The organism is Streptomyces sp. NPDC048392 (assembly GCF_043200575.1).
Lineage (GTDB): Bacteria > Actinomycetota > Actinomycetes > Streptomycetales > Streptomycetaceae > Streptomyces.
Genome location: NZ_JBICYB010000001.1, coordinates 827429 through 840922 on the forward strand (window position 1 = coordinate 827429; position 13494 = coordinate 840922).

The window sequence follows — 13494 nt, forward strand, 5'->3', positions numbered from 1 at the left end:
TACCCGGCGGCCAATCGGGTCAGCGGCGGGACCGGGGGATGTCGCGGGGGTGCTCGCGGGCTGCGCGCTCGTTGCCGTGCTTGTAGTTCCCGGTCCAGCGGGCCATGACGAGTTGAGGGTCGCCTGCCGTGACCTCTTCGAGGAAGCGGGCGGCTCGGGCGCCGTCGAGGGTGGTGGCGGGGTGGTTGTGGTGGCTGACGCGGACGGTGCCGGCCGCCGTGGCGGTGTAGGCGAAGCCTTGGGGTGCGGGCACGCGGGGGATCGTACGGGGAGTGGGGGCGGCGCCCCAGGGCTTCTCGCCCCCGCCGCCCCTCCCCCGCCCCGTCCCTCAAGGGCTGCCGCCTCCGGCCCCCGCTTCGGCCCGGACGGCCTCGTCCCTCTGGACGGTCTCGTCTCCCTGGACGGTCTCGTTGTCGGACGCCGGACCGGCGGAGTGTGCCGGGCGTCGCCCGGGGCGTACTACGGCACGACCACGATCTTGCGGCCCACACCCGCCGCGAACTGCTCCAGTGCCTGCGGGTAGCGGTCCAGCCCGACGCGGTCGCTGATGAAGACGTCGGGGTCGAGGACGCCGTTGGCGAAGAGTTCGGCGGCGCGTTCGTAACTGTGGAGGACGGCCATCGAGCCCGTGATGGTGATCTCCTGGTTGTAGACGCGGTACGGGTCGATCTGCACGCGCGTCGCGTAGTCGGCGACGCCGAACTGGAGGAACGTACCGGCCTTGGCGACCCGGTCGAGGCCGTCCTGGATCGCCGCCGCGTTGCCCGTGGCGTCGATGACGAGGTCCCAGCCCTGGGGGCGGTCCAGCTCGTCCGGGGTCGCGGCCGACGCGGAGACGCCGAGGCCGCGGGCCGTCTCCAGGCGGGCCGGGTTGAGGTCGACCATGTCGACGCTGGCCGCGCCGGTGCGCTTGGCCAGCTCCAGCATCATCAGGCCCATCGTGCCGGAGCCGTAGATCAGGACGTGGGCGCCGAGGCGGGACTGGAGGACGTCGTAGCCGCGGACCGCGCAGGACAGGGGCTCGATCAGGGCGGCGTCCTGGGTGCGGACGTGCTCGGGGAGCTTGACGCAGTTCGCCACCGGTGCCACCGCGTACTGCGCCGCGCCGCCCGCCGTCGTCACGCCGATCGCGGCCCAGCGTTCGCAGAGGTTGTTGTGGCCGGTGCGGCAGTAGCGGCACTCGTAGCAGTAGAGGGACGGGTCGACCGCGACCTGGTCGCCGACCGCCACCTCCGTGACCCGGGCGCCGACGCCGACCACCTCGCCGGCGAACTCGTGGCCCGGCACGATCGGGAGCTTGGGCGCGAACTCGCCCTGGAGGATGTGCAGGTCGGTGCCGCACAGGCCGCAGGCGGCGACCTCGACGACGACCTCGCGCGGACCTGGCGTCGGGTCCGGGACCTCGGCGACGACGGCACGGCCCACGGACTCGATGACGGCGGCCTTCATTTCACGGCTCCCAACGACAGGCCCTGGACCAGTTTGTCCTGGGCGGCGAACCCCGCGGCGAGCACCGGCAGGGAGATGACGAGCGACGCGGCGCACACCTTGGCCAGGAAGAGGCCCTGGCTGGTGATGAAGCCGGTCAGGAAGACGGGGGCGGTCTCGGCGACCACGCCCGTCAGCACCCGGGCGAAGAGCAGTTCGTTCCAGCTGAAGATGAAGCAGATCAGGGAGGTCGCGGCGATGCCCGGCAGGGCGATCGGGGCGACCACGCGGACCAGGATCGTGGGCAGCCTCGCGCCGTCCACCCGGGCCGCCTCGATGATCGCGACCGGGACCTCGGCCAGGAAGGACTGCATCATCCAGACCGCGATCGGCAGGTTCATGGAGGTGTAGAGGATGACCAGCAGCCAGATGTTGTCCAGCATGTCGGTGTTCTTGGCGAACAGGTAGATCGGCAGCAGGCCCGCCACCACCGGCAGCATCTTGGTGGACAGGAAGAAGAACAGGACGTCCGTCCACCTCTTCACCGGGCGGATGGAGAGGGCGTACGCGGCGGGCAGGGCCAGGACCAGAACGAAGAGGGTCGAGGCGATCGACGCCACGGCCGAGTTGGCCAGCGCCGGCCAGGGGCTCGCGCCACCGCCCGCGCCGAAGAACTCGCGATAGCCGTCCAGGGTCAGCGACGCCGCGAAGGAGGGCGGGTTGGTGGCCGCGTCCGACTCCGAGTGGAGGGAGGTCAGCGCCATCCACGCGATGGGCAGGAAGAAGACGATTCCGGTCAGCCAGGCCACCAGGCCCAGGCCGGCACCCGCCTTGCGGCGGACTCGCAGGGGCTTGGCTCCCGCGGCGGCGGGTCGTACGGCGGTGGCGCTCATGCGCGGCCAACCTCCTCGCGGAACAGGGACGACACCACGCGCAGCGCGAAGGTGGCGATGATGATCGAGCCGATGACGACCAGGACGCCCGCGGCCGAGGCGAGGCCGTTCTCGTGGGCCTGGTAGAAGCTCTGGTAGACGGTGTAGGGCAGGTTGGCCGTGCCCAGACCGCCGGACGTGATCGTGAAGACCGCGTCGAAGTTCTGCACGATGTAGATCGAGCCGAGCAGGGCGCCGAGTTCCAGGTAGCGGCGCAGGTGGGGCAGGGTGAGGTGGACGAAGATCTGCCAGTCGCCCGCGCCGTCGACCCGGGCGGCCTCGAGCTGCTGCTGGTCCCGGCTCTGCAGGCCGGCCAGCAGGATGAGCATCATGAACGGCGTCCACTGCCACACCAGTGACAACTCGACGGCGAGCAGCGGCGTGTTGGAGATCCAGTCCGGCTGCGGTCCGCCCACGTAGTGCAACAGTCCGTTGAGCAGGCCGTACTCGGGGTTGTAGAGGACGTGCTTCCACAGCAGGGCGGCTGCCACGGGGACCACCAGGAACGGGGCGATCAGCAGGGTGCGGACCACGCCCCGGCCCTTGAACCTCCGGTCGAGGAGCAGGGCGAGGGCCAGGCCCAGGACCAGGCTGGCCAGGACGACCGCCACCGTCAGCAGGATCGTCGTCCACACGGACTTGCGCAGGGCCGGGTCGCTCAGGACGTCGCCGTAGTTGGCGAAGCCGGTGAAACCGCGGGCGTCCGGGTAGAGGGCGTTCCAGTCGAAGAAGGAGATCACCAGGGTCGCCACGAAGGGCAGCTGGGTGACCGCGATCATGAAGATCAGGGCGGGGAGGAGGGGGGCCCGGGTGGCCCAGGCGCGCAGCCGGGAGGACGGCGGACGGACGGTGGGGCGGGTGCGCTCGGGTGCGGCCGAGGGGGCCGTTGTCGTGGCGGTCATCGTCCCTCGTACTCCTCGGAGATCTTCTCGGCGAGCTGCTGGGACTTCTTCAGGGCCTCTTCGACGGACTGGCGTCCGGCGATGGCCGCGCTGATCTCCTGGGAGACCTTGGTACCGAGGTCGGTGAACTCGGGGATGCCGACGAACTGGATGCCGGGCGCGGGCCGCGGCTGTACGCCGGGGTCCTTGGGCCTGGCGCCCTCGATGGCCTTCCTGGTCATCTCCTGGAAGGCGGCGGCCTCCTTGACGTAGGCCGGGTTCTCGTAGGTCGAGGCGCGCTTGCCGGCCGGGACGTTGGACCAGCCGATCTCGTCGCCGACCAGCTGCTCGTACTCCTTGCTGGAGGCCCAGGAGACGAACTTCCAGGCCTTGTCGGCGTTGCGGGAGGCCTTCTGGATGCCCCAGGCCCAGGTATAGAGCCAGCCGGAGGAGTCCGTCTTCTCCACGGGGGCGGGCGCGTAACCGATCCTGCCCCTGACCGGGGACCCGGCGGCGTCCAGGGAGCCGGCCGCGGAGGTGGCGTCGTACCACATGGCGACCTTGCCCTGGGTCATGTTGTTCAGGCACTCCGCGAAGCCGGACTGGGCGGCGCCGGACTCGCCGTGTTCGCGGACGAGGCCGACGTAGAACTTCGTCGCCTTCTCCCACTCGGGGGAGTCGAGCCGGGCCTGCCAGTCCTTGTCGAACCAGGTGCCGCCGAAGGTGTTCACGACCGTCGTCAGGGGTGCCATCAGCTCGCCCCAGCCGGGCAGCCCGCGCAGGCAGATGCCCTTCATGCCGGGCTCGGACCCGTCGAGCTTCTCGGCGAAGCCGGCCACCTGGGTCCAGGTGGGGTGCTCGGGCATGGTCAGGCCCGCCTTGGCGAACAGGTCCTTGCGGTACATCAGGAAGGACGACTCGCCGTAGAAGGGCTGGCCGTAGAGCTTGCCGTCGTCGCCGGTCAGGGACTCGCGCATCGGGCGCAGGATGTCCTGCTCGTCGTAGGCCGGGTCCTCGGCGACGTATGAGTTCATCTCGTGCAGCCAGTCGTTGCGGGCGTAGATCGGTATCTCGTAGTTGGAGAGGGTGGCGGCGTCGTACTGGCCGGCCTGGTTGGCGAAGTCCTGGCTGATCTTGTCGCGGACGTCGTTCTCCGGCAGGACGGTGAAGTTCACCTTGATGCCGGTCTCCTTGGTGAAGTGGTCCGCGGTGAGCTTCTGCAGCTCGACCATCTGCGGGTTGTTGACCATCAGGACGTTGATGGCGTTGCCGCCGGATCCGGCGCCGCCCGCCCCGACCCAGCAGCCGGTGAGCAGCGGGGCGAGCAGCGTCCCTGCGGCGGCCATGGCGAGTGTGGCTCGCGGCCTCCGTCGGCTCTGGGTTCGCATGGATCGCTCCTGAACATATGGGGATGTATGGGGCATTGGAGGGTGTGGATGCGGATAACGCTGCGGGGTGACGTGGGTGTGCCGTGCGGGGACTGGATCGGATTCTCAGACGCGGATGATCTGCGGCCCGAGCAGCGAGTACCGGTGGGCCTCGGCCGAGGGCAGCAGCGTGCTGGTGACGATGGCCTCCAGGGCGCCGATCTCCGCGAACCGGCAGAAGCTCACCGCCCCGAACTTGGTGTGCGTGCCGGCGAACACCGTGCGGCGGGCGGCGCGGACGGCCTGCGACTTGACCTCGCTGACCGCGGGGTCGGGGGTGGTGAGGCCGTGCTCGCGGGAGATGCCGTTGGCACCTATGTACGCCAGGTCGATGACGAAGCCGGCCAGCATCTTCGTCGTCCAGTGGTCGACGGTGGCCAGGGTGCCGGAGCGGACCCGGCCGCCGAGCAGCAGTACGGAGGTGTCGCCGGCCTCGGCCAGAGCGCCGGCGACCGGCAGGGACGCGGTGACGACGGTCAGCGGCCGGTCCCGGGGCAGGGCCTCGGCGATGAGCTGGGGGGTGAAGCCCTCGTCGACGAAGACCGTCTCCGCGTCACCGAGCAGTTCGACGGCGGCGGCCGCGATCCGGCGCTTCTCGGGCACGTGGCTGGTGGCGCGGAAGGCGAGGGTGGTCTCGAACCCGGCGCTCTCCACCGGGTAGGCGCCGCCGTGGGTGCGGCGGACCAGGCCGTGGTCCTCCAGGGCGCGCAGATCCCGTCGTACGGTCTCCTTGGCGACGCCCAGTTCGGCGGCGAGCGCGGTGACGTCGACCGAGCCGGTGGCGCGGGCGACCCGCACGATCTCGTGCCGGCGTTCCTCCGTCGTCCTCGTGCCCATGCCGAACACCTGCCTCACCGCCTCGTCGCCGTGCGCCTGCCCGTTCGGGCCTGCTCGGCCCTTGGGGGAAGTTCTACAGCGGTCGCGCGGCACTGACCAGGCCTGTTGCGGACCCGATACTGCCCGTGTGTGCCCGTTCGCGGCGCCCGTTGCCCGTCTCGGACCTGGGATGCAGCGCGGGACGGAGTGAGAACGGGCAGTGCGGATGCCCGCTTGCGGAAGCGGACGGGCCCGTTCGGTGCCCGCCCGCTTCTCGTGGGGTCGTCTTCCGGTCAGTACGGCCAGATCGGGGGGTCGGTGACGAAGTGGCCGCCGAGGCGGGCGTGGGCCGGGTTGCCCGGGTCGAGGTCGCCCTGCTCGGCGACGAGCTTCTCGGCGTACGGCTCGGAGTCGTCCCGCGGTTCGTAACCGAGCGCCCGCGCGGAGGCGAGGTCCCACCACAGACGGGTGTTGGCGGAGGAGCCGTGGACGACGGTGTGCCCCACGTTCTCGGCGGTGAGCGCCGCGTGGAAGAGGCGGGCGCCGTCCGCGGGGCTCATCCACACCGAGAGCATGCGCACGCTGGTCGGCTCGGGGAAGCAGGAGCCGATGCGGACGGAGACGGTCTCGACGCCGTGCTTGTCCCAGTAGAGCTGGGCGAGGTCCTCGCCGAAGCACTTGGACAGGCCGTAGAAGGTGTCCGGGCGGCGTGGCGCGTCGACCGGGATGAGGGGGTCGTCGCCCTGCGGGCGGGGGGTGTAGCCGACTGCGTGGTTGGAGGAGGCGAACACGATGCGGCGGACGCCCTCCTGGCGGGCGGCCTCGTACAGGTTGTACGTGCCCTCGATGTTCGCCGCGAGGATCTTCTCGAAAGAGGCTTCCAGGGAGATGCCCGCGAGGTGGATGATCGCGTCCACGCCCCGGACCGCCTCGCGCAGGGCGTCCCGGTCGGCCAGGTCGGCGACGATCGCGTCCGGCTCGCCCTCGACGGGGCGCAGGTCGAGCAGGCGCAGCTCGTAGCCGTGGCCGGGGAGCAGATCCCGCATCAGGGTGCCGAGGCCGCCGGCGGCGCCGGTGAGCAGGACGGTGCGGGGAGCGGGCATCCTCGGGACTCCTAGATCGGTCTCCTGTAGCGGCAGCCGTGCGAAAGCGTGCCCGGCGTTCATATGCGTGGACACGCTAAGGAACGGGTGGTCACGCGTCAAGAGGGCGCCTGCTTGACGGTGTTCGCGGGGCGGCTTAGCGTGGTTGCGTTCAGAGATATGGACACCTTTCATGCATATGACGACGGTCGTGCATCGACCATGACCATGGAACGGGGAGCGCCCGTGACCTCAGTCCCTCTCGCCGCCCGGCTCACCGTGCCCAGCGGGCCGCTCTTCTTCCCCGTCACCGCGTACGGCCCCGACGGCGCCCCGGACCTCGACGCCTACCGCGCTCATGTACGCCGCGGGGTCGAGGCCGGGGCCGCCGCCGTGTTCGCCTGCTGCGGCACCGGCGAGTTCCACGCCCTGACGCCCGAGGAGTTCGGGGCCTGCGTCCGCGCGGCCGTCGAGGAGACCGCGGGGCGGGTGCCCGTGCTGGCGGGCGCGGGCTACGGCACCGCCCTCGCCGTCCGCTACGCCCGCCTCGCCGAACACGCCGGTGCCGACGGGCTGCTCGCCATGCCGCCCTACCTGGTGCTCGCCGGGCAGGAGGGACTGGTGCGGCACTACCGGGAGGTGGCCGCCGCGACCTCACTGCCGGTGATCGTCTACCAGCGCGACAACGCCGTGTTCACCCCGCAGAGCGTGGTCGAACTGGCCCGCACGGACGGCATCGTCGGGCTCAAGGACGGGCTCGGCGACCTCGACCTCATGCAGCGGATCATCAGCGCGGTGCGCACGGAGCTGCCCGGTGAGGAGTTCCTGTACTTCAACGGACTGCCGACCGCCGAACAGACCCAGCTCGCCTACCGCGCGCTCGGCGTCACCCTCTACTCGTCCGCCGCCTTCTGCTTCGCCCCCGAGATCGCCCTCGCCTTCCACCGGGCGCTGCGCACGGGCGACGAGGCCACGGCGCACCGTCTGCTGGACGGCTTCTACCGGCCGTTCGTCGAACTGCGCGCCCAGGGCCGCGGCTACGCCGTCGCCCTGGTCAAGGCGGGCGTACGGCTGCGCGGCCTGGACGTGGGGGAGGTGCGGACGCCGCTCCAGGAGCCGACCGAGGACCATGTGAAGCAGCTGGCCCGGATCATCGAGCGGGGCCACGAACTGCTCGACGCGCGGACGGACGCGCGGGCGGACGCAGGGACCGGCGTGGAGACCGACGAGGAGGGTGGCAAGTGAAGGCATCGGCATTCGTCTACCCGTGGGACGTCAACGGCGACCCCGGCGCCGCCGCGTTCGTCGCGGACCTCGGCGTGGCGCAGGTGACACTCGCCGCCGCCTACCACTCCACCCGCGCCCTCACCCCCCGCCACCCGCGCCACCGCGTCGTCACCGCCGAGTACGCCGCCGTCCTCTACCCGCCGGACGCCGCCCGCTGGGCGGGCCGCACGCCGCGCCCCTACGAGGCCGGTGACTGGGCGCCCGGCGACGCCTGGGGCGAGGCCGCCGCCGCGCTCGCCGACGCGGGCCTGGAGGTGCACACCTGGGTCGTCCTCGCCCACAGCTCCCGGCTCGGCGCCGAGCAGCCGCACACCTCGGTCGTCAACGCCTACGGCGACCGCTACCCCTGGGCGCCGTGCATCGCGCAGCCCGCCACGCGCGCGTACCTCACCGACCTGGCCGCCGAGGCGGCGGTGCGGCCCGGGGCGCGCGGCACCGAACTGGAGTCCCTCGGCTGGTACGGGCTCGCCCACCTGCACGCCCACGACAAGACGGGCGGGGTCGCCCTCGGGGACGCCGGGCAGTACCTGATGTCGCTGTGCTTCTGCCCGGACTGCCGGGCGGGGTACGGCGGTCAGGGCCTCGACGCCGACGAACTCGCCGCCACCGTGCGCACCGCGCTGGAGCCGGTGTGGCGGGGCGCCGCGCCCTCGGACGGAGGCTGGGCGGGCGTCGAGAAGCTCCTCGGCGAGGCGACGGCGAACGCCACGCGCGCGTGGCGGGACGACAGGGCCCGCACGCTTCAGGAAGCGGCGGTCGCGGCCGTGCGCGCCGCCGCACCCGACGGCTTCCAGGTCCTGCTGCACGCCGACCCGGTGTCGTACCACTGCGGCGCCAACGCCGGTGTCGATCCCGCGCACGTCCTGTCCGTCGCGGACGGCGTGGTCGTGCCGTGCACGGGCGGCGCGGGCCTGCTGACGCCCTTCGCCGAACAGGGCCGGGCCGGTGCCGTCCTCGCCGCCAACCTCACCGTGGTCGCCGGCCTGGGCGGCAGCCCGCACACCCTCGCCGCGGACGCGTCCCGCGCGCGCGAACTGGGCGCGACGGAACTGCGGCTGTACCACACCGGTCTGGCGTCGGACGGGGACCTGGCGGCGGTGCGCTCGGCGCTCGGGGCGGGGTGAGCGCGGGCGGTCCGGACGCGAACGCGGTACTACCGCCCGCCGGGCCCGCCGGGGTCTGCGGTCCCGGGGTCCGGTGGGGTCTGCGGTCCCGGGGTCCGGCGGGGTCGGCGGGGCCGGCGGTCCCGGGGTCCTGTGGGTCCAGTGGGGCCGATGGGTCCAGTGGGGCCGGTGGGGCCGGTGGGGCCGGTGGGGCCGGTGGGGCCGGCGGTCCCGGCCACCGATGAGTTTCGCGGGCGCGATCGGTCCACCTTCCCGGAGAACCGACCACACGCGTTCCGAGGAGCAGCCGATGACCGCCGACACCACCACCCTCGACCTGGGCCCGCAGACCAGGATTCTCACCCGCCTCGCCGAAGGCGTGAGCGAAGCCCGGCTCGCGGACCCGACGCCCTGCCCCGACCTGGCGGTGCGCAACCTGCTCGGGCATCTGACGGGCCTGGCCGTCGCCTTCCGCGACGCCGCGCGCAAGGACCTGGGCCCCACCACGAACACCAGCCCCGGGGCGACCGTGCCGGACATCGGGCCCGGCTGGCGCGAGGAGTTCACCGCCGTGCTCGGGGAGGTCGCCGAGGCGTGGCGCGATCCCGAGGCGTGGACCGGCATGACCCGGGCCGGCGGCATCGACCTGCCCGGCGCGGTCGCCGGTGCCGTGGTCGCCGACGAACTGGTGATCCACGGCTGGGACCTGGCCCGCGCCACCGGCCAGGACTACGCCCCCGACCCGGCCGCGCTCCAGGCGGCGTACGGCCTGCTGTCCGCCGCCGCCGAGGAGTCCGACCGGGGCGAGGGGATCTTCGGTCCCGTCGTCGCCGTCCCCGCCGACGCGCCGCTGCTGGAGCGGGCGGTCGGGCTGAGCGGACGCGCCCCGGGCTGGACCCGCCCCGCCCTCGGCGGCGGCACGACCTGAACTTCCTTTTGTCAGAAGCATTGACGTGGCCCCGCGCCCCTCTTACCTTCAACGCGTCGTACTCCGTACGTCATATATGAGACGCGATACGCGAGATCAGATACGCGAGAGATCCCACCGGATCACCGGAGCACCCCGTCCGGTCGCGGCATCCGACCCGCGGCATCCGACGCGAGATTCCGAGAGGCGCGCATGACCTCTGTGCCCACGCCGATCCCCTCCCGCACGCAGTACGTGCTGGAGGAGATCAAACGCCGCATCCTCACCGGCCGGTTGACGCCCGGCCAGGCCCTGGTCGAGACCGACCTCGCCGCACAGTTCGGGGTGTCCAAGACACCGGTGCGCGAGGCGCTCAAGACGCTGGCCGGCACCGGACTGGTCGTGATGAGCCAGTACAAGGGCGTCACCGTGCGCATGGTGGACGCGGACATGGCGCGCGAGGTCTACGACGTCCGGCTCCTCCTGGAGCCCGAGGCCCTCAAGCGCGCCGTGCGCCGCGGGGCCTCCCTGGACGCCGCCCGCTCCGCCCTGACCCGGGCCGAACAGGCCACGGACACCGCCGAGCGGTCACTGGCCAACCGCGAGTTCCACCGCGCCCTGTACGTGCCGTGCGGCAACCCGCTGCTCGGCCGGATGCTCGACGAGGTCCGTGACCAGGCGGCCCTCGTCTCCGCCGTCGCCTGGGCCGCCGACCCCTCCTGGGAGCGGGAGGCCGGCGAGCACCAGGAGATCCTGCGTCTGGCCCTCGCCGGTGACGCGCAGGGCGCGGCCCGCGCCCTGCACGCGCACATCGCGTCGTTCGTCGAGCGGGCCTTCCCCGAAGCGGGGACGGCGGCCCAGGAAGAGGTCGGTCAGACATGACAGCGACGTTCGAGACCCAGCGGGCGGCCCTGGCCGACGTGGTGGCGATCCCGGTGACCCCGTTCGCCGAGGACGGCTCCGTCGACCCCGCCACCCACCGGGCCCTGCTGCGTCGTCTCCTCGACGGTGGCATCACGACCCTCACCCCGAACGGCAACACCGGCGAGTTCTACGCCCTCACCCCGGCCGAGCGCCGCCTCGTCACCGAGCTGACCGTCGAGGAGGCCGGCGGGCGCGCGGAGATCCTGGTCGGCGTCGGCCACGACGTGCCGACCGCGGTCGCCTCCGCCCGGCACGCCCGCGACCTGGGCGCCTCCATGGTGATGGTCCACCAGCCCGTCCACCCCTACGTCTCCCAGGGCGGCTGGGTCGACTACCACCGCGGCATCGCCGAGGCCGTGCCCGAACTGGGCGTCGTGCCCTACATCCGCAACGACCGGCTCACCGGCGCCCGCCTCGCCGACCTCGCCGACGCCTGCCCCAACGTCGTCGGCGTGAAGTACGCCGTCCCGGACGCCGCCAAGTTCGCCGCGTTCGCCCGGGACGCCGGCTTCGACCGCTTCGTCTGGGTCGCGGGGCTGGCCGAGCCGTACGCCCCGTCGTACTTCTCCGCGGGCGCCACCGGCTTCACCTCGGGTCTGGTCAACGTCGCTCCGGCCGTCTCGCTCAACATGATCGAGGCGCTGCGAGCGGGCGACTACCCGGCCGCCATGAAGGTCTGGGAGCAGATCCGCCGCTTCGAGGAACTGCGCGCGGCCAACGGTTCCGCCAACAACGTCACCGTGGTCAAGGAGGCCCTCGCCTCGCTGGGCCTGTGCCGCCGGGAGGTCCGCCCGCCGAGCAAGCCGCTGCCCGAGGGCGAGCGCGCCGAGGTCGCCGCCATCGCCGCGGGGTGGTCGATATGACCGGCCCCGCCCGCAAGCGCCCCGAGGACCTGCGCAGCCACCAGTGGTACGGCACCGACGGCCTGCGCTCCTTCAGCCACCGGGCCCGCACCCGCCAGCTCGGCTACCTCCCCGAGGAGCACCTGGGCAAGCCCGTCATCGCCATCCTCAACACCTGGTCCGACATCAACCCCTGCCACGTCCACCTGCGCGACCGCGCCCAGGCGGTCAAGCGGGGCGTCTGGCAGGCGGGCGGCTTCCCGCTGGAGTTCCCGGTCTCCACGCTCAGCGAGACCTTCCAGAAGCCGACCCCGATGCTCTACCGCAACCTCCTCGCCATGGAGACCGAGGAACTGCTGCGCTCCTACCCGGTCGACGGCGCCGTCCTGATGGGCGGCTGCGACAAGTCCACGCCCGCCCTGCTCATGGGCGCCGCCAGCGTCGACCTCCCGACGGTGTTCGTGCCCGCCGGGCCCATGCTCCCCGGGCACTGGCGCGGGCAGACCCTCGGCTCCGGCACCGACATGTGGAAGTACTGGGACGACAAGCGGGCCGGCCTCATCGGCGACTGCGAGCTGCAGGAGCTGGAGAGCGGTCTGGCCCGTTCGCCCGGCCACTGCATGACGATGGGCACCGCGTCCACGCTGACCGCCGCCGCCGAGGCCCTCGGCGTCACCGTCCCGGGCGCCTCCAGCATCCCGGCCGTCGACTCCGGGCACGACCGGATGGCCGCAGCGGCCGGACTGCGCATCGTGGAACTGGTCCACCGGGACCGGAAGCTGAGCGACATCCTCACCGCCGACGCGTTCGAGGACGCGGTCACCACCGTGCTCGGCCTCGGCGGCTCCACCAACGCCGTGATCCACCTGATCGCCATGGCGGGCCGCGCGGGCGTCACCCTCACGCTCGACGACTTCGACCGCATCGCACGCACCGTCCCGGTGCTGGCCAACGTCCGCCCCGGCGGACAGACGTACCTGATGGAGGACTTCCACTTCGCCGGGGGCCTGCCCGGCTTCCTCTCCCGCATCACCGACCTGCTCCACCTGGACCGGCCGACCGTCTCGCACGACACCCTGCGGGAGCAGCTGGACGGCGCCCTGGTCCACCACGACGACGTCATCAGGACCCGCGACAACCCGGTCGCGCACGAGGGCGGGGTCGCCGTACTGCGCGGCAACCTGTGCCCGGACGGCGCCGTCATCAAGCACATCGCCGCCGAGCCGCACCTGCTCAAGCACACCGGGCCCGCCGTCGTCTTCGACGACTACCGGACCATGCAGCGCACCATCAACGATCCGGACCTGGGCATCACCGCCGACAGCGTGCTGGTGCTGCGGGGCGCCGGTCCCAAGGGCGGCCCGGGCATGCCCGAGTACGGCATGCTGCCCATCCCCGACCACCTGCTCAAGCAGGGTGTGCGCGACATGGTCCGGATCTCCGACGCCCGGATGAGCGGCACGAGTTACGGCGCGTGCGTGCTGCACGTGGCCCCCGAGTCGTATGTCGGCGGACCGCTCGCCCTGGTCCGCACCGGCGACCCGATCACCCTCGACGTCGACGCCCGCATCCTGCACCTCGGCGTGGACGACGAGGAGCTGGAGCGCCGCAGGGCCGCCTGGACACCGCCGCCCGCCCGCTACGAGCGCGGCTACGGCGCGCTCTACAACGAACAGATCACCCAGGCCGACACCGGCTGCGACTTCGAGTTCCTGGCCCGCCCGGGCAAGGTGCGGGACCCCTACGCCGGCTGAACCGCACGGCGGATCCGCGCACACCCCTGCCCGTGGAGAAAGCGCTTCCCGTACGACCCCGTACGACCCCGTACGACCCCGTACGACTCCGCACGACCCCGCGCACGACCC

13 protein-coding genes are annotated in these 13494 nt (G+C 72.3%); 6 read left to right on the forward strand and 7 right to left on the reverse strand.

What is annotated here, in order from left to right:
* Positions 1-19: 19 nt before the first annotated feature.
* The 7 genes from ACGFYH_RS03620 to ACGFYH_RS03650 all read right to left on the reverse strand — a co-directional run bounded on the left by ACGFYH_RS03620 (position 20) and on the right by ACGFYH_RS03650 (position 6587).
* Positions 20-253 (reverse strand): hypothetical protein, encoded by a 234-nt coding sequence (locus tag ACGFYH_RS03620; RefSeq protein ID WP_393801463.1) that lies wholly within the window; start codon positions 251-253, stop codon positions 20-22.
* Positions 254-459: 206 nt separating this feature from the next.
* Positions 460-1449, reverse strand: coding sequence for a zinc-dependent alcohol dehydrogenase family protein (locus ACGFYH_RS03625; RefSeq protein ID WP_393801464.1), 990 nt, complete (start codon positions 1447-1449; stop codon positions 460-462).
* The gene (locus ACGFYH_RS03630; RefSeq protein WP_393801465.1) at positions 1446-2321 is read right to left on the reverse strand and encodes a carbohydrate ABC transporter permease; all 876 of its coding nucleotides are present in this window, start codon (positions 2319-2321) and stop codon (positions 1446-1448) included. The genes ACGFYH_RS03625 and ACGFYH_RS03630 overlap by 4 nt, the downstream gene beginning before the upstream one ends.
* Complete coding sequence (locus ACGFYH_RS03635) at positions 2318-3262, reverse strand: carbohydrate ABC transporter permease (RefSeq protein WP_393801466.1); 945 nt, start codon at positions 3260-3262, stop codon at positions 2318-2320. Before ACGFYH_RS03635 ends, ACGFYH_RS03630 begins: the two co-directional genes overlap by 4 nt.
* Complete coding sequence (locus ACGFYH_RS03640; protein WP_393801467.1) at positions 3259-4629, reverse strand: ABC transporter substrate-binding protein; 1371 nt, start codon at positions 4627-4629, stop codon at positions 3259-3261. The genes ACGFYH_RS03635 and ACGFYH_RS03640 overlap by 4 nt, the downstream gene beginning before the upstream one ends.
* Positions 4630-4734: 105 nt before the next feature.
* A complete protein-coding gene (locus ACGFYH_RS03645) occupies positions 4735-5505 on the reverse strand; it encodes a DeoR/GlpR family DNA-binding transcription regulator (RefSeq protein ID WP_393801468.1) in 771 nt (256 codons plus the stop codon).
* 272 nt (positions 5506-5777) lie between these two features.
* Complete coding sequence (locus tag ACGFYH_RS03650) at positions 5778-6587, reverse strand: NAD-dependent epimerase/dehydratase family protein (protein ID WP_393801469.1); 810 nt, start codon at positions 6585-6587, stop codon at positions 5778-5780.
* A 225-nt stretch (positions 6588-6812) separates the two neighbouring features.
* On the opposite strand from ACGFYH_RS03650, the gene ACGFYH_RS03655 reads away from it, so the two are divergent.
* The 6 genes from ACGFYH_RS03655 (at position 6813) to araD (ending at position 13383) form a co-directional block, all read left to right on the forward strand.
* Entirely contained in the window at positions 6813-7811 is a 999-nt protein-coding gene (locus tag ACGFYH_RS03655; protein ID WP_393801470.1) for a 5-dehydro-4-deoxyglucarate dehydratase, read from the forward strand.
* Positions 7808-8977: a hypothetical protein gene (locus ACGFYH_RS03660; RefSeq protein WP_393801471.1), complete on the forward strand. Its 1170-nt coding sequence runs from the start codon at positions 7808-7810 to the stop codon at positions 8975-8977. The genes ACGFYH_RS03655 and ACGFYH_RS03660 overlap by 4 nt, the downstream gene beginning before the upstream one ends.
* 289 nt (positions 8978-9266) lie before the next feature.
* Complete coding sequence (locus ACGFYH_RS03665) at positions 9267-9884, forward strand: TIGR03086 family metal-binding protein (RefSeq protein ID WP_393801472.1); 618 nt, start codon at positions 9267-9269, stop codon at positions 9882-9884.
* A 192-nt stretch (positions 9885-10076) separates the two neighbouring features.
* Complete coding sequence (locus tag ACGFYH_RS03670; RefSeq protein ID WP_393801473.1) at positions 10077-10745, forward strand: GntR family transcriptional regulator; 669 nt, start codon at positions 10077-10079, stop codon at positions 10743-10745.
* Complete coding sequence (locus ACGFYH_RS03675; RefSeq protein ID WP_393801474.1) at positions 10742-11650, forward strand: dihydrodipicolinate synthase family protein; 909 nt, start codon at positions 10742-10744, stop codon at positions 11648-11650. The genes ACGFYH_RS03670 and ACGFYH_RS03675 overlap by 4 nt, the downstream gene beginning before the upstream one ends.
* The gene (araD, locus tag ACGFYH_RS03680; RefSeq protein WP_393801475.1) at positions 11647-13383 is read left to right on the forward strand and encodes an L-arabinonate dehydratase; all 1737 of its coding nucleotides are present in this window, start codon (positions 11647-11649) and stop codon (positions 13381-13383) included. Before ACGFYH_RS03675 ends, araD begins: the two co-directional genes overlap by 4 nt.
* The last annotated feature ends 111 nt before the right edge of the window (positions 13384-13494 follow it).

Excerpts from the sequence above, each read along its gene's own strand:
- ACGFYH_RS03625 (WP_393801464.1), bottom strand. The coding sequence starts at position 1,449 with ATGAAGGCCGCCGTCATCGAGTCCGTGGGCCGTGCCGTCGTCGCCGAG.
- ACGFYH_RS03630 (WP_393801465.1), bottom strand. The coding sequence starts at position 2,321 with ATGAGCGCCACCGCCGTACGACCCGCCGCCGCGGGAGCCAAGCCCCTG.
- ACGFYH_RS03635 (WP_393801466.1), bottom strand. The coding sequence starts at position 3,262 with ATGACCGCCACGACAACGGCCCCCTCGGCCGCACCCGAGCGCACCCGC.
- ACGFYH_RS03640 (WP_393801467.1), bottom strand. The coding sequence starts at position 4,629 with ATGCGAACCCAGAGCCGACGGAGGCCGCGAGCCACACTCGCCATGGCC.
- ACGFYH_RS03645 (WP_393801468.1), bottom strand. The coding sequence starts at position 5,505 with ATGGGCACGAGGACGACGGAGGAACGCCGGCACGAGATCGTGCGGGTC.
- ACGFYH_RS03650 (WP_393801469.1), bottom strand. The coding sequence starts at position 6,587 with ATGCCCGCTCCCCGCACCGTCCTGCTCACCGGCGCCGCCGGCGGCCTC.
- ACGFYH_RS03665 (WP_393801472.1), top strand. The coding sequence starts at position 9,267 with ATGACCGCCGACACCACCACCCTCGACCTGGGCCCGCAGACCAGGATT.
- ACGFYH_RS03670 (WP_393801473.1), top strand. The coding sequence starts at position 10,077 with ATGACCTCTGTGCCCACGCCGATCCCCTCCCGCACGCAGTACGTGCTG.
- ACGFYH_RS03675 (WP_393801474.1), top strand. The coding sequence starts at position 10,742 with ATGACAGCGACGTTCGAGACCCAGCGGGCGGCCCTGGCCGACGTGGTG.
- araD (WP_393801475.1), top strand. The coding sequence starts at position 11,647 with ATGACCGGCCCCGCCCGCAAGCGCCCCGAGGACCTGCGCAGCCACCAG.